Annotated in this window: 16 protein-coding genes and 1 tRNA gene; 9 read left to right on the top strand and 8 right to left on the bottom strand. The window is 39.0% G+C overall.

Features of this window, described 5'->3' with window-relative positions; all coding sequences use genetic code 11:
• Positions 1–29: 29 nt before the first annotated feature.
• Positions 30–662 carry a DUF4294 domain-containing protein gene (locus OGI71_RS05300; RefSeq protein ID WP_282254312.1) on the bottom strand — a complete coding sequence of 211 codons (633 nt, stop codon included), beginning with the start codon at positions 660–662 and terminating at the stop codon, positions 30–32.
• A 150-nt stretch (positions 663–812) separates the two neighbouring features.
• On the opposite strand from OGI71_RS05300, the gene OGI71_RS05305 reads away from it, so the two are divergent.
• The 6 genes from OGI71_RS05305 to OGI71_RS05330 all read left to right on the top strand — a co-directional run bounded on the left by OGI71_RS05305 (position 813) and on the right by OGI71_RS05330 (position 7751).
• On the top strand, positions 813–3032 hold the full coding sequence (locus tag OGI71_RS05305) for a bifunctional (p)ppGpp synthetase/guanosine-3',5'-bis(diphosphate) 3'-pyrophosphohydrolase (RefSeq protein WP_282254313.1): 2220 nt from the start codon (positions 813–815) through the stop codon (positions 3030–3032).
• 77 nt (positions 3033–3109) lie between these two features.
• Positions 3110–3601, top strand: coding sequence for a transcriptional repressor (locus OGI71_RS05310; RefSeq protein WP_104381932.1), 492 nt, complete (start codon positions 3110–3112; stop codon positions 3599–3601).
• A gap of 130 nt (positions 3602–3731) precedes the next feature.
• On the top strand, positions 3732–5009 hold the full coding sequence (locus tag OGI71_RS05315; RefSeq protein ID WP_120257513.1) for an adenylosuccinate synthase: 1278 nt from the start codon (positions 3732–3734) through the stop codon (positions 5007–5009).
• A gap of 3 nt (positions 5010–5012) precedes the next feature.
• The gene (locus tag OGI71_RS05320) at positions 5013–6299 is read left to right on the top strand and encodes an anthranilate synthase component I family protein (RefSeq protein ID WP_282254318.1); all 1287 of its coding nucleotides are present in this window, start codon (positions 5013–5015) and stop codon (positions 6297–6299) included.
• Positions 6300–6357: 58 nt separating this feature from the next.
• A complete protein-coding gene (locus OGI71_RS05325; protein ID WP_282254319.1) occupies positions 6358–7029 on the top strand; it encodes a TatD family hydrolase in 672 nt (223 codons plus the stop codon).
• The gene (locus OGI71_RS05330) at positions 7026–7751 is read left to right on the top strand and encodes a tRNA threonylcarbamoyladenosine dehydratase (protein ID WP_282254320.1); all 726 of its coding nucleotides are present in this window, start codon (positions 7026–7028) and stop codon (positions 7749–7751) included. The genes OGI71_RS05325 and OGI71_RS05330 overlap by 4 nt, the downstream gene beginning before the upstream one ends.
• Positions 7752–7838: 87 nt before the next feature.
• Here OGI71_RS05330 and OGI71_RS05335 read toward each other — a convergent pair whose 3' ends face one another.
• Both OGI71_RS05335 and OGI71_RS05340 read right to left on the bottom strand, forming a co-directional pair.
• Complete coding sequence (locus tag OGI71_RS05335; protein ID WP_282254321.1) at positions 7839–8351, bottom strand: BON domain-containing protein; 513 nt, start codon at positions 8349–8351, stop codon at positions 7839–7841.
• A 74-nt stretch (positions 8352–8425) separates the two neighbouring features.
• Positions 8426–8866, bottom strand: a complete 441-nt coding sequence (locus tag OGI71_RS05340) for a 3-oxoacyl-ACP synthase (protein ID WP_282254322.1) — start codon at positions 8864–8866, stop codon at positions 8426–8428.
• Between the two features lie 174 nt (positions 8867–9040).
• Between OGI71_RS05340 and OGI71_RS05345 the strand changes: the two genes are divergently transcribed.
• Positions 9041–9128 (top strand) — tRNA-Ser (locus tag OGI71_RS05345).
• A gap of 257 nt (positions 9129–9385) precedes the next feature.
• Positions 9386–9751, top strand: coding sequence for a YegP family protein (locus tag OGI71_RS05350; protein WP_282254323.1), 366 nt, complete (start codon positions 9386–9388; stop codon positions 9749–9751).
• Positions 9752–9825: 74 nt separating this feature from the next.
• Here OGI71_RS05350 and OGI71_RS05355 read toward each other — a convergent pair whose 3' ends face one another.
• Both OGI71_RS05355 and OGI71_RS05360 read right to left on the bottom strand, forming a co-directional pair.
• Entirely contained in the window at positions 9826–10236 is a 411-nt protein-coding gene (locus OGI71_RS05355; RefSeq protein WP_282254324.1) for a nuclear transport factor 2 family protein, read from the bottom strand.
• Between the two features lie 5 nt (positions 10237–10241).
• Positions 10242–10766, bottom strand: a complete 525-nt coding sequence (locus OGI71_RS05360) for a TetR/AcrR family transcriptional regulator (RefSeq protein WP_282254325.1) — start codon at positions 10764–10766, stop codon at positions 10242–10244.
• A gap of 351 nt (positions 10767–11117) precedes the next feature.
• On the opposite strand from OGI71_RS05360, the gene OGI71_RS05365 reads away from it, so the two are divergent.
• Entirely contained in the window at positions 11118–11759 is a 642-nt protein-coding gene (locus OGI71_RS05365) for a hydrolase (RefSeq protein WP_282254326.1), read from the top strand.
• Between the two features lie 559 nt (positions 11760–12318).
• Here OGI71_RS05365 and OGI71_RS05370 read toward each other — a convergent pair.
• From OGI71_RS05370 to OGI71_RS05380, 3 genes are read right to left on the bottom strand one after another with little or no spacing between them, the layout of a single operon-like run.
• A complete protein-coding gene (locus tag OGI71_RS05370; protein ID WP_282254327.1) occupies positions 12319–14550 on the bottom strand; it encodes a molybdopterin cofactor-binding domain-containing protein in 2232 nt (743 codons plus the stop codon).
• Positions 14547–15224 carry a hypothetical protein gene (locus OGI71_RS05375; RefSeq protein WP_282254337.1) on the bottom strand — a complete coding sequence of 226 codons (678 nt, stop codon included), beginning with the start codon at positions 15222–15224 and terminating at the stop codon, positions 14547–14549. The genes OGI71_RS05370 and OGI71_RS05375 overlap by 4 nt, the downstream gene beginning before the upstream one ends.
• Before the next feature lie 15 nt (positions 15225–15239).
• On the bottom strand, positions 15240–15704 hold the full coding sequence (locus OGI71_RS05380) for a (2Fe-2S)-binding protein (RefSeq protein WP_282254338.1): 465 nt from the start codon (positions 15702–15704) through the stop codon (positions 15240–15242).
• Between the last annotated feature and the right edge of the window lie 105 nt (positions 15705–15809).

Here is a 15809-nt window from a genome sequence, read left to right on the forward strand (position 1 = left end):
AAGTCTCCTAGCAATTTGCATACTGAAGTCTACATGACTGGTTTAGGTCTTGATCTTTCAAATTCCCGGATAATATTTTCGATTTCGAAGTCCTCCTTTGGATCATACGCTGATTTTAGATTATGTCCAAAAATTTTGGCAACACCTTGATAAAAGAACGCGGAAATTCCACCTTTCATTTCTTTTACCATTTCGTAGCTTGTGTGTCCTGTATAGCGATCGATCAGTTTTATAAGAATTTTACCCTGGGAAATGGTCATGTTTTTAATTTCCCTATTAAACATTTGTTTTACGTCATTTTCACACCGTTCCACCAGCGCTTCATGCTCCTTTTTTTCAGATGTCAGGGCTAGATCCCGATCTAGCTGGTCGTATCTTTTTTGTGCATAGATCGCATAAGGGAGTACCTTCAGTACATTTCGTCTAAAACGTAGATATTCCCGTCTTGCTTCCTCGCTTGACCATACTCGTTTTCTGACAATAACAACCTCTGGGATGGGAAACCAAGGTAGAATTTCGCCCGAAGGTAATGTTGTTTTCATATAATCAGTCACAGTCTCTTGCGCCCCTTCACCATACAATGGAAGAACAAGAGATTGAGCCTGTGTCACACCTGACAAAGTCCCAAGAAGAAAAAGCAAACCACCTACTATTGTCTTCATCTGAATGACTATATAACTCTTTTAATTTGTCAATGCTATTATATTTTGGTAAATTTATTACAAAATAAGTTAGCTTGATAATCGTATTCGAAATACATTAACTAAATTAAACAAAAATACTCAAAAAAACATCATTTACCTGCAACGTTTATGAAAGATTATGTGATTGATATAGAGGTAGAAAACAAAGAGATAAGAAAACGTTACCGTGCGTTATTGCGTGCCTGCAAGCCTACTTTGCAGCGTGGGGATAAGCAAGAGATTCGTAAAGCTTTTGATTTGGCATTGGATAGTCATAAGGAAATGCGCCGCAAATCAGGAGAACCTTATATTTATCATCCTATTGCTGTAGCGCAAATTGCTGCTGAGGAAATAGGCTTAGGTACGACCTCCATTGTATGCGCTTTGCTCCATGATGTTGTTGAGGATACCAATGTGACCTTGGACGAAATTGAGGAAATGTTTGGAAAAAAAGTCCGTCGCATTATCGACGGATTAACTAAAATTTCCGGAATATTTGATCCTAATAGTTCAATGCAGGCCGAAAACTTCCGTAAAATGCTGCTCACCCTTGCAGATGACGTGCGTGTTATTCTTATCAAATTGGCGGATAGGCTGCATAATATGCGGACGATGGAGTTTATGGCAAGAGACAAACAGCTGAAGATTGCTTCGGAGACCAGTTATCTCTATGCCCCTTTAGCTCATCGCTTGGGTCTATATGCAATTAAATCAGAATTGGAGGACTTGTCCATGAAGTTCACCGATCCGGATACCTACAAATTTATTGCTCGAAAACTGAATGAGAAGAAGGCCGAGCGCGAGAGATTCATTGGTGATTTTATCGACCCTATTAAGGAAATTCTAGAAGAACAAGGCATTATAGCATCTGTGTTTGGAAGGCCTAAATCCATCCATTCGATCTGGAACAAGATGCGCAAAAAGTCAATTCCATTTGAGGAAGTATATGATTTATTTGCCATTCGTATCGTTATCGATGCGGTAGACGAAAAGGAAAAAACCGAATGTTGGAAAGTATATTCCATTGTTACGGATTTATACCGCCCTAATCCAGACCGTTTACGCGATTGGATCTCCTCCCCCAAAGGGAATGGTTATGAATCTTTACATACCACAGTGATGGGTCCCAAAGGCCAATGGGTGGAGGTTCAGATTCGGACCAAACGGATGAATGAAATTGCAGAGAAAGGATTTGCGGCCCACTGGAAATATAAAGAGTCTAATTCCGATTCAGGCCTGGATCAATGGATCAAAAAGGTACGCGATGTACTGAGCAGTCCTGATCAGAATGCCATGGATTTTGTGGATGATTTTAAGATGAATCTGTTTTCCGATGAGATTTTTATCTTCACGCCAAAAGGCACCTTAATCCAATTGCCTAACAATGCAACAGCATTGGATTTTGCCTTTGAGATCCACTCCGATATAGGTGCCAGCTGTATTGGAGCTAAAGTGAACCATAAATTGGTTCCACTTAGCCATGTTTTGCAAAATGGTGATCAAGTGGAGATTATAACCTCCAGCAAACAGTCTCCAAAAGAAGATTGGCTCAATTTTGTCGTTACGGCAAAAGCAAAATCTAAAATTAGATCCTCTCTTAAAGAAGAAAAACGAAGAGTCGCAGAGGATGGTAAGGAGATTCTAGAGCGCAAATTGAAGTCTTTAAAGGTGACCTACAATACCGATAATATCAACAAGATTGCTAATTATTTGAAATATCCAAGCTCTCAGGACCTTTTTTATAATGTAGCGAAAGGCATCGTTGATATCAAGCAATTGCGCGAGTATGTCGCACATGAGAAAGCGGTTGAAATCAATGCAGGTTCTTCTTCTGGAAATCAGTTCAATAGCCATATAGGTGGTTTAGTCGAAAAGATCAATAAGAAAGAGTTTGATACTATTCTTATCGGAGATGATATGCAAAAAGTTGACTATACGCTGGCTCCTTGTTGCAATCCGATTCCGGGAGATGATATTTTCGGTTTCCTGACGGTCAATGATGGCATCAAGATCCATCGTACCAGTTGCCCTAATGCATCCAAATTGATGGCAAATTATGGGTACCGTATTTTGAAGGCGCGATGGGCTTCTACCAAGGACTCTGCATTTCTCACAGGGTTGCATATTGTGGGGATCGATGATGTCGGATTGGTCAACAAACTCACAACTGTCATTTCCCAAGAGTTTGCCGTTAATATTCGCTCCTTATCCATATCGAGTAATGATGGTATTTTTGATGGGAATATTATGGTATACGTCAATGATACGCAGCAATTGGAGAGCTTGATGAAAAACCTCAAACAAGTAAGAGGGATCACAGGAGTAAATCGTTATGAATCTGAAAATTAATCAAATGAATATCACAATTTAGAAATACTATCAAATGTCAATCTAAATTGGTAAATTTGTACAAGAATATTTTTACTATGAATCAAGCTGAAAATTTTGCAACTGTAAAAAAAATCTTTGAAGCATACTTAGAAAATAAAAATCTAAGAAAAACTCCAGAGCGTTATGCTATCTTGGAAGAGATCTATTCACGTACTGATCACTTTGATGTAGAGTCTTTGTATATCCATATGAAGAACAAAAAATACCGTGTCAGCCGTGCTACAGTTTATAATACCCTCGAATTATTAGTGTCTTGTGATTTAGTCACCAAACACCAATTTGGCCGTAATATGGCTCAATTCGAAAAGTCTTACGGTTTCAAACAACACGACCACGTGATTTGTATTGAATGTAATAAGGTTGTAGAATTTTGTGACCCTCGTATCAACCAGATCCAGAGCCTTATGGGGGATCTATTGAAGTTTGACATCAAACACCATTCTTTAAATTTATATGGTGTATGTCAAGATTGTCAGGAAAAAAATAAAAAAGAAGAAACCGTAGCTCAAGAAGCTATTTCAAATTAATCTTATATTTTTGTTAAATATAATAGTACATTTGTTCAGGAATGTTCAGGAGAAAAATTCCTGAACATTTTTATTTTTTTAATGAGTCTATTTTTATTAATAACATTTTAATTACTATACTTTAAAAGCTATGCAAGTTGATGTGCTTTTGGGCTTACAATGGGGTGACGAGGGTAAAGGTAAAATCGTAGACGTATTTTGTCCAAAATACGATTTAATCGCTCGTTTCCAAGGCGGCCCTAACGCCGGACACACGTTGGAATTTGATAACAAAAAATTCGTGCTCAACACAATTCCATCTGGTATCTTCAATGAAGGTACACTAAATCTTATTGGTAATGGTGTCGTTATTGATCCGATTATCCTAAAAAGAGAATTAGATAACCTTAAGACAGCTGGTTTTGATCCGGTGGGTAAAGGCAATTTGGTGCTAGCGCGCAAAGCACACCTTATTTTGCCAACACACCAATTATTGGATGCCGCTTCAGAATCGAAAATGGGCGCAGGCAAGATTGGATCTACCTTAAAAGGTATCGGCCCGACGTACATGGATAAGACTGGTAGAAACGGCTTACGCGTAGGTGATACGACACTTCCAGATTTTCAAGAGCGTTACCAAAAGCTGAAAGAAAAGCATTTAAATATTCTTTCACACTATGGTGATATTCCTGATTTCAGTGAAAAAGAACAAGCGTTCCTGGATGCTATCGAATTTATTAAAACCATTCCTCATGTTGATTCAGAGCATTTAGTTAATCAATATCTGAAAGAAGGCAAACGTGTATTGGCTGAGGGAGCTCAAGGTACCCTTTTAGATGTGGATTTCGGTTCTTATCCATTTGTTACTTCATCAAATACAACTACCGCAGGAGCTTGTACTGGTCTTGGTATTGCTCCCAATAAAATTGGTAAGGTATACGGTATTTTCAAAGCTTATGCGACCCGCGTAGGTGGAGGCCCCTTCCCTACTGAACTTCATGACGAGACTGGTGAAAAACTACGTCAATTGGGTCATGAGTTTGGTGCTACAACAGGACGTGCTCGTCGTACAGGTTGGATTGATATTCCTGCGCTGAAATATGCGATTATGCTGAATGGTGTGACTGATTTAATCATGATGAAGGCCGATGTATTGGATACTTTCGACAAGATTTATGCTTGTACACATTATAAATATAATGGTGAGGTAATTGACTACATGCCATACGAGATTATTACCCATCAAGCAGAACCGATCTTGGAGGAAATTCAAGGTTGGAAACAAGATTTGACTGGTATTACATCGGAAGGCGAGATTCCTGAGGCGTTAAACAACTATATTTCTTATTTGGAGAAAGCACTCGAAGTTCCTATCACGATTTTGTCGGTAGGTCCAGATCGTAAACAAACACTGGCTTTATCAAAGTAAAATATGAGGATCGAAAGTTTTGATCTTCTCGATTCTAAAGATAAATTTCATCAGAAAGCCCTGCATTGGTCGGGGCAATTTGATGAAATTTCTTTCTTTAATAGCAATGGCGCGCCTGACGAATGGGGAAGATTTGAGAGTGTATTGGCGGTGAAGGCCTTGCATTCATTTTGTGCAGATGATGATGTATTGGATCAATTACAGCAATTCCTAGTCAAACATCAATGCGAATTTATTCCGGGATTTCTATCCTATGATCTTAAGAATGAGATCGAAGATTTGCATACTAGTGCCATTGATAAGCTCGGATTTCCAGCTGCCTATTTTTTTGTTCCAACCATAACGGTCAGATGGGCCGCTAATCAGGTTCACATCCAAGCCGATGATCCAGTTGCGGTGTATCAGTCCATCTGCGACACAGCAATTCCACAGATAGATGCCAACCTAGAGATAAAGATACACTCAAGATGGACGAAAGGAGAATACCTTGTTGCCTTTGATAAGGTACAACAACATATTCAGCGTGGCGATATTTACGAAGTAAATCTCTGTCAGGAGTTCTTCGCCGAAAATGCACATATTAACCCGATTGAGGTTTATCTAAAATTGAATACTGTATCACCTACTCCATTCAGCAACTTTTTTAAAGTTGGCCATCATTATATCATGAGTGCTTCTCCAGAACGTTTTTTGGCGAAAAGACAAGGTAAACTGATTTCTCAGCCCATTAAAGGCACTGCTAAAAGGGGTGCTACAGCGTACGAGGATCAAGAGATTATCAGTCGTATGCTCCAATCGCAGAAGGAGATTGCCGAAAATGTAATGATCGTGGATTTAGTCCGAAATGATTTGACACGAAGTGCCCTCCCCGGAACAGTTGAAGCCACACGTTTGTTTGAAATCCAATCTTTTAAACAGGTACATCAGATGATATCTACCATCACTTGTACTCAAGATCCAAAGGTGCCCAATATGGACGTATTTAGACATACATTTCCTGCGGGTTCCATGACAGGGGCTCCCAAGATTGCTGCTATGCGCATTTGCGATCAGATTGAAGATTCCAAAAGAGGTGTATATGCGGGTTCCATAGGCTATTTTGATACCTTACATGACGAATTTGATTTTAATGTCGTGATCCGCTCTCTCCTTTACAATCAGCAGGAACATTACCTCTCTTTTCATACAGGCGGGGCGGTTACCAACCAAGCATTAGCAGAACAAGAATATCAGGAGTGTCTTTTAAAGGCTTCTGCAATCTTACATGCATTGAATACTAGTTTGAAATAATAAAACTATACTAATTTTGTAGAGAATATTTTTTGCTTCAACTATTTTTTCGAACTTTGTGCTGTTGACAACGCAGATCCCCTATATCGATATACATACACATCGGCCTAATGCTATACAGGACGGTTCTACACTATCTGTTGTAAGTATAGCATTGAACCATAGTGAATCTATTATTAAAGGAGACTGCTCGATTGGTTTACATCCATGGTATATCAACAACAATACGGAAAAAGCATTGGAATTGATGCGGACAATGATACAAAACGCGAATGTTGTAGCATTAGGTGAATGCGGTCTGGACAAAAATAGTGACGTACCCTTCGAGAAACAGCAACAGGTTTTTGACCAGCAGATTCTATTGGCTATGTTTTTTCAGAAACCGCTGATTATTCACTGTGTTCGTGCTTTTCAGGAGATTCAGGCTTCTTTGGTAAAAGAAAAATTTCAACTTCCGGTTATCTTTCATGGTTATCGCAAGAATTGGACCTTAGCCAAACAGCTCATTGATAAAGGGTACTTCCTTTCAATCGGTGTCCATTGTTTGGATGGCAGCCAGGATCAAGTCGTGAAAAATATTCCCCTTGCACATCTATTTTTGGAAACAGATACCGATATAGCAACGGAAATTGCTAGCCTATATCAATATGTCGCTCAAGTCCGATCTATTCCAGTAGAGATGTTAAAGCAGGCATTATATCATAATTATAAGATTGTATTAAAAAAATGAAAGATTTAAGTTGGCTGTCACGCACTGAGGCATTGGTCGGTAGGACAGCTTTGGAAAAATTAGCGGATTCACATGTAATGGTTCTGGGCCTGGGTGGTGTAGGTTCCTTTGCGGCCGAATTTATATGTCGTGCAGGGGTTGGTAAAATGACCATTATAGATGGTGATACAGTAGACCCATCTAACAGAAATAGACAACTCCCAGCTCTTGCAACGAACCACGGTGAAGCGAAGGCTGAAATCATGAGACAGCGTCTTTTAGCTATCAATCCAGAATTAGAGTTGACCGTGATCCAGGACTTTATTATCCCTGAAAAAATACCAGCATTATTGGACATGAAGCCTGACTATTGTGTGGAAGCCATCGATAGTATCACGCCAAAGCTATTCTTCATCAGACTGGCACTCGATGCAAAAATGCCATTTGTAAGTTCAATGGGTGCGGGCGGTAAAGTTGATCCAACTAAAATTGAGATTGCCGATATTAGTAAATCCTATAACTGCAAGCTAGCCCAGCACATCCGCAAAAAATTGCGTAAACATGGTATCCGTGACGGTGTTAAAGTTGCCTTCTCAACTGAATTGCCAGACAAAAAATCCTTGCTGTATACCGATGGAAGTAATTTCAAGAAATCAGCTTATGGAACAATGTCCTATCTACCGGCAGCTTTTGGAGGTGCGATTGCTTCAGTGGCTATTCGGGATTTGATGGAAAATACCTAAATTAGTGCTAAATAAACATATGCATAAATTGTAAGAGCTACTCGCCTATAGGTTTGTAGCTCTTATTTTGTTATGGATACGAGTGAGCTATCGACTCGTTATTCCTTTCATATCAAGACCTTTTGGTTTAATATGTTCCAATCTTTTCTTTAACGAATCCAATTGTGATTTTTCAATATTTCCAGTGACTATAATTGTTCCCTCCTTTACTTGAGCTGTAATCGTCGGAAAATCCTTTAAAACCCGATTGACATCTCTGGTTAAAGTCGAATCCACCACCCCCTCAACTATTTCATGATATTTTTCGCGTGCGTCTTCCGGTTCCGGAAGATTGACCATAATATTGTTATGGATAGATTTGATACTTTCACCACCGGCCAATTTTGTTTTCTCTTCAATAACCTGTTTCAATGAATCTGATCCTAATTGTCCGTTCAAGGTGACATTACCCGCTTCTACATCCACTGCTATGCCTTGGTTATCTGCTAAAGCTTCTTCAATTTTAGACTTTAACTTATCATCGGATTCTGGTGACCGGCATGAGTGAACAAAAGGTAAAACACCTAATGAAAATATCAAAAGTAAGCTGTTTAATTTCATCGCATCGTTTTATTTTCGTTCATAGTAAAAACAGTTAGATTGAGATATTGTTTAGCTTTCCTGTATTTTGGTGATTAATAGACTCCTGTAATTATCTGATTTAGTTTGTTAAATAGAAAGCTATCTCCTATTTTTTTACTCAGAAGCAGCTGACCTATAGGTGATACCGGTGAAATTGCAAAGACATTCATATCGCCTATTTTTAATGCACCGATACTAGTTGCAATAAAGTAGAGCCCTACATTTGTCTTGACAAGGCTGCCTAGTTTGACAAAGTCTGTCGCGTCTGCTATTGTTGTCGCAATATTGGTCAGTTGTAACAGGTCTTTATTCGCTTCCAGAAGTTGTCCCTGGTAGCGATTTATATCTTGTTGGATCATCTCGCGGGAAGTTTCATATTTGTCACCAGCGCTACTTTTTGTATCGTCATTACTGGAATCTCTAGCGGTTTCCAGAGCAGATTCAATCATCGCGATCCGATCATTTGTCCGTGCGATGGAAACTTCTAAAACCATCTTTTTTATATCAAAATAGCTATTTGTCATTCTGAAAAATAAGAAATATGTTTTATTCAAAAAAAAATAAAAACAATAGGCTTAAGTTCAGTAGTATAGAAAAAATCAAGCTATAAAAAACATGAGCGGTATTGCAATAAAGTAAAAAATTACTACATTTGTGCACTGAAACACGGAAAGGTGTCAGAGTGGTCGAATGAGCAGTCCTGGAAAGACTGTATACGGGATGACTGTATCGAGGGTTCGAATCCCTCCCTTTCCGCAAAATAAAGAGTAACTGTAAAAAGTTGCTCTTTTTTGTTTTGTAGAAACTCCCCTTCTTTATTTTAAGAAAAATTTGATAAAGTACACATACACATTTTTTTGATTTTATAATGTAAGCTTTTGTCTACTGTTTTGATATCTTACTATTTTAATGCAAATAATTTAATCGTTGTTTCACAATAAAAACAATTTAATACGTTATCTTTATTAGTAGCGTAAATCGCATTTATCACATAAAAATTTATAATAGAAAAAATGGGAAAATTTGTAGTGAAAACAAGAAAAGATGGCGAATTCCAGTTTAATTTAAAAGCTGGAAATGGTCAGGTTATTTTGGACAGTGAAGGGTATAAAACAAAGGCGAACTGTTTAAATGGTATTGAATCTGTAAAACGGAATGCGCAGGATAACGATAAGTTCGAAAGAAAGATTTCAACGAATGGAAAACATTATTTCAACCTGAAAGCGACCAACGGCCAAGTTATCGGAACAAGCGAAATGTATGAAAGTGCGAGTGGAATGGAAAACGGTATTGAATCTGTAAAATCAAACGCACCAGATGCAACGATCGAAGATCTTGATTGGCAAATAAAAATGATTTGTATAATCAAGCGCAAGTAAAGCCCGATATTATATGTTGGGCCTTACTTATATAAGAAGATGGTAGTTTCCGTTTTCAAAAAGCAATAACACTTTTACAAATACCGATCCCCCTCTGCTATTTCTAAATCATTAATACTCGCGTACCGTTTTCTCATCAGACCATTTTCATCAAACTCCCAGTTCTCATTTCCATAGGCTCTAAACCATCTTCCATCTTTGTTTCTGTATTCATACTCAAATCGGACAGCAATTCTATTTTCGGTATGAGACCAATACTCTTTTTTCAATTTATAATCAAGTTCATTCGTCCATTTTGTCGTTAGAAACTGGACAATCTCTTCCCTCCCATTGATAAATAGATGCCGATTTCGCCATTCGCTGTCTATTGTATAAGCCATGGACACCCGTTCAGGGTTCTGGGAGTTCCATGCATCTTCAGCCATCTGGATCTTTTGTTTTGCCGTTTCCAATGTAAAAGGTGGCAATGGATGTTTCTGTTCCATAAATTTTAAATAATATGATTAACAATTTCTTTTGATTTCAGAACAAGTTCATTTGATCTAAAAAGCTGACTTTCAATAATAGCGCTTTCAAACAATAGATAGATATGCGTAGCCAATAAGCCCTCACCTAGTATTTGTGTGAAAAAATTCCTCAGATCATTTTTGTGAGACTGTATGACAGAAAGAATTGCACTTTGATTTTTTGAGAGCTCAGAAAGAATATTTAGGAAACTACAACCTCTAAAATTCTCTTTATTATTCATATGAATAATAAAATCAAATGCAGCCAATATGGATTGTTTATGGCTGACTGAGTCCGGTGTATATGCGCTGAGCTCCGAAAACCAAAAGGTATGTCTGGAGGTCAAAAAAGCGATGCAAAGATCATCTTTGGATTTAAAATGCTGATAAAAACTAGCTTTGGCAACCTTTGCCTCACTTATGATCTGATTTATCCCTGTGCTGTTATATCCCTGTTGATGGAATAATAAGGAGGCTGTATTTAAAACTCTCTCTCTTGGGTTATCCATTTCTTTAAAATTTTGTAAAACAAAAATAGAAAACAATTATCAAACAGACAAGTCTGTCTGTTTGATAATTGTTTTAAATAGACGCATAAAAGATACCAGTCATGAAACAATAATAGATGTAATTTGTGTTATATTCAGTTGGTTATGGTTGTTTTTTGGAAGTTGTCGCTGTATATAAAATTAGTTGTAAAGAATTTTTTATCACCATTCTTAAAAACTTAATGTGCATTAAGTTTACTACTTAATCTAGATTATTCTTTAAAAGAGTGGCCTTATCTAATTTTATCAGTGAGAAAAATAGGTTGCTAATGTGGCCTATTGAGATTATCAAAAAAATAAAAAAACAACGTTATGACAAGTTTTCCAATTCGTGATCAAAAGAAGGATCATTTGATCACTCCAGAAAATGCGGTTCTAGTCATTATTGATTATCAGCCAGTACAGGTTAATTCGATTGCCTCTATGGATAGGCAACTCCTTATCAACAATATTGTTGGGTTGGCCAAGATGGCAAAGCTCTATAATCTTCCTATCATCCTTTCTACTGTCAATGTGAAAACTGGTTTGAACTTTGAAACAATTCCCCAATTACGGAAGGAGCTTAAAGGAATACCTTCCTATGATCGAACAACAATAAATGCTTGGGAAGATGTAGAATTTTTAAAGGCTGTTAAAGAAACAAAACGGTCTAAACTCATTATGACTGCCTTATGGACTGAAGCCTGCCTTTCTTTCCCTTCTTTGGATGCACTACAAGAAGGATTTGAAGTTTATCCAGTCGTTGATGCTGTCGGGGGTACTTCTATAGTAGCACATGATGCCGCATTGCGCAGAATTGAACAAGCCGGAGGTCAGCCGGTTAGTGTTGCACAACTTTTCTGTGAATTACAACGAGATTGGGCGAGAGCGGATACTGCCCATGGCTTTATGAATCTTTTTATAGAAACTGGCGGAACTGCAGGTATTCAATTTTCTTACGACAAAGCTGAATAAATAATGGATGCAAGGTCATAAAAATAGTTAACAATCTATCCCCAGGATAATTTTTATCAACGATCCTGGGGATAATTGAAGGTAGCTCAACGATTTCTGCCAATCATCAACTAACTTTATGTAAAAGAGCCTAAAAAATGAAAAAAGTATCTAACTATTTGAAGGTGATCATTTTTTACCTACTTACATTGCTCATTTTTGTTGGCTCATCTGCTATTACAAAACAGCTCCCGTCATGAGATCTGCTTTCTATAATCATTGCATCCACACTTACTTTTGCCTTGGTTTATTGGTTCGTTCGGAATGATAAAAGTACACTTTCCAAAAATGAGCAACAGGCGGAAACGATCGCATTTATAGGCTATGTTGTGGCAATGGCAATAGGCATCGGTGTAGTTTATCTATTCTTTAAACCTTTAAAACTGAGATTGGAAAAATAGAGAATCAACTAAAAATCATCAATACTAGGAATACTGTAGCCAATAGCCCAAGAGCATTTTCCTGAAATTTGAATCACAAAAAACTAAATCTTCCGAAATTGTAAAATTCTGTAATTCAATTAAATTACAGAATTTCTGTTCCCATCCAAATATTGTTTTACAAAAGGCTGTTTGTAATATCTTTTTCCCGTATGGTCAAATAAGGCATTTGCTACAGCGGCAAATGTCGGTGGAAACAGGGGTTCCCCCATACCCGTTGGGTTATCCTGGTTTTCCACAAAATGTACTTCGATTTTTTCTGGAGCCTCATTCATGCGGATCATCCGATAGGTATTGAAATTACTTTTCAATGGTACCCCATCCATAAATAGTTGTTCGCCATATAAAGCGTTACCTATCCCATCAATGAGTGCGCCCTCAGCCATATTAACGGCAGCGTCTTTATTAATGACAATACCACAGTCTAGGGTGGCAAGGGCTTGTTTGACATAGGGTTCATTATTCTTCATGCCTATATCTACCATTGCAGCAGCATAGGTATTATGGCAATAATAAGCCGCCATCCCTCTTCCAGTTCCAGCTGGCCTTGCTAAGATTGCTGTTTTGTCCTTTAACAATTGGATTACGCCTGCATAGCGGTCAGCATCATAGTCATTGCGCTGTCCGACAGGTTTTTCTTTTGCCCGTTTGAGCAATTCCAACCTGAAATCTAAGGGGTCCTTCTTCATTTCAAAGGCCAGTTCATCCAAAAATGACTGTTCAGCACTGGCGATAAAGTTGGATCGTGGTGCGCGAAAAGCTCCTATTGTAATCGCTGAAGGTATCGCCCAGGCTTCAGCAAGGTAATTGTCTATCGCTCCAGCTGGAAATCTATTTTCGTGCAGTGGAGTTTCGGGGATACCACCCGCTTTGATATGAAAACCAATTAATTGATTGTTTTCATCTAACGCAGCCCTATAGGTCGCGCTGTAACTTGGCCGGTAAATGCCATAGGTCGCCTCATCCTCGCGTGTATACATCAACTTGACCGGAGCTTTAATCTTTTGGGAAATAACTGCGGCCTCGACCACATGGTGTCCGTAGGCCCGTAATCCAAAACCACCACCCATTCGGGCTAGATTAATTTTTATTTTCTCTTTTGGTAAGCCCAGTCGAGCAGACAAGGTTGTGGTAATAAATTCGGGTGCTTGTATGGGGGCATATAATTCAGCATGATCTGCCCCAACATCAGCAAAACAGCTTACCGGTTCCATCGTATTGTGTACTAGGAAAGGCGCTGTATAGGTACGTTCAATAATGCGTGCAGCGTTTTTAAAAGCCGACTCAGGATTACCATCTCGACGTTTCACCTCCGCTGGTCCTGTGGAATAATGGTCCATATCTGCATAATGTCGCGCTGTGCTTTCCAAAAAATCAGGTTTTCCATTTTGCGCATTGCCTGTCGGGCCGCTCAGTTGCAAGATCAATTTTTTCTTCGCCTGCATTACCTCCCAAGTAGTGTTTCCAACGATGACAGCGACATGCTCATAAGTAAATACATCGAATCCGTTTTTCTTATAATCCTTGAGCAAAGGCTCCATGATAAATACATCTTTTATTCCCGGCATTTGACGAACGGCTTTATCATCTATGGTTGTAATTTCTCTGCCGAAACTTGAAGGATGGACAATCATAGCGATTAGCATCCCCTCTTTTTTATAATCGCTTGTAAATAATGGTTTCCCGGTCACAATATTGTCGATTTCAACATTGTGTTTGGATGAACCAATAATTTTGAAATCGGCAATCGCTTTAAGTTTCACATTTTTTGGCAGCGGTATCAGGGCAGCCGCAGAAGCAAGTTCGCCATAGGACAGCTTGCGGTTGCTTTTTTTATGATACAGGGTGCCCGCATCAGTCGTTATTTCATCAGCTGAAACAGCCCAGTGTTGTGCGGCAGCAAGGATCAGCATTTGTCGTGCGGTAGCTCCAGCAGTACGCAACACGGGCCATGCTCTACGGATGGATTGGCTGCCTCCAGTAAACTGACGTTCAAAGCGTTCCGGGAAAAAGTCCGCTTGTTCAACCTGCACAAGGTCCCAACTGACGTCTAATTCTTCTGCCAAAATCATCGGCAACGAAGTTTTGACGTTTTGCCCAAACTCTGGATTGGGATTAAAAAGTGTCACTTTCCCATCCGGATGGATCTTAATATAACTGTTTAATGTAAAGTGTTCCGATTCGGCCGGACTGTTTTCAGCAGCTGCCGTAATCGCCCCAGGCCAGCTAAACTGCAAAATCATTCCACCTCCAGCCAACAAAGCGGCCTTCAAAAAAGATCTCCTATCTATTGTTGTTTTCTCTACTTTCATCGTTCATTTTTCAAATTTGATCCATCCAACCCTTGTTGCTTTGGTGCATAAGCACCAGTAGTCAACCAGGTGATCCATGCCTCTTTAAATTTGGCATGACTTATAGGCGGCAATGTCCTGCCCTCGCCGGGGTTCCAACCCCACTTGACCAGACCATCATCGGCATGTGCAATCAATGCTTTGAGATCTTTGTTCCCATTTTGTTTCGGATCCACCAATTGCTTTGCAAGTTCATGTGCACTACGTCCTTGGAACACCATTTTCATTGTAGCTGATGGTAGATGCCATTCCGGATTTCCTGGGGGTGTTTTTAAACCCGCTGTATTTTCGGTCTGATGACAGTTTGTACATTTCATCGCTAATATGCCCTTACCATCAGTACCACGTTTAGGAAACATGGCATGGAGCCTGTTATCATCGCCTTGCAACGGGATATCACCGCTGGGATGGCAATTCATGCAACGGGGACTCTGTAAAACCGCGTATACTTTTTTAAAGGCGTTGACAGATTTGACACTATCTTTTTTCACAGTGGCATATATTTCTTCATGTGTAGTATAGTTGGTTTCATCCGAGAAAGCTGAGACGATTCCAATTAAAAACAGTGCTATAACAATCAGTGTTACAGTGAATCTGAGCTTTATTAGCTGTTTTTTTTCTTTATATAGTTCCATGGATATGCTTATTCTTTAGCCTTTTTGTTTCTGGAGTTCCGCAGCATGATGAATAGCTTTACGAATACGTGAATAAGTCCCGCAACGACAGATATTTCCGGTCATTGCATCGTCGATATCTTGGTCTGTAGGATCTGGACGTTCGCGTAGCAGTACGGCGGCAGACATAATCTGTCCGGCATGGCAATAACCACATTGTGGTACATCAACATCTTTCCATGCAAGTTGCAACGGGTGGTCACCATGTTCTGACAAGCCTTCAATAGTGATGACTTCTTTACCTATTGCACGTTTCATCTTAGTCACACAAGAACGTACAGCTTCCCCATCGAGGTGAACGACACAGGCACCACATTGTGCAACTCCGCAACCATATTTTGTACCTGTCAATCCCACATGATCTCTTAGGAACCACAATAAAGGCATTTCGCTATCTACGTCTACCGTATATTTCTTTTTATTGATTCGTATGCTGTTCATAATTGTTTATTCTTAGTTACCCCCACGAGGGAATCCATATATAAAAATAGGTATTTGACTAATATGTAGGATAAATTATTACTGAAATAGGTAATATTGGTAACA

This window comes from Sphingobacterium sp. ML3W, from assembly GCF_029542085.1.
In the GTDB taxonomy this organism is placed as follows: Bacteria; Bacteroidota; Bacteroidia; order Sphingobacteriales; family Sphingobacteriaceae; genus Sphingobacterium.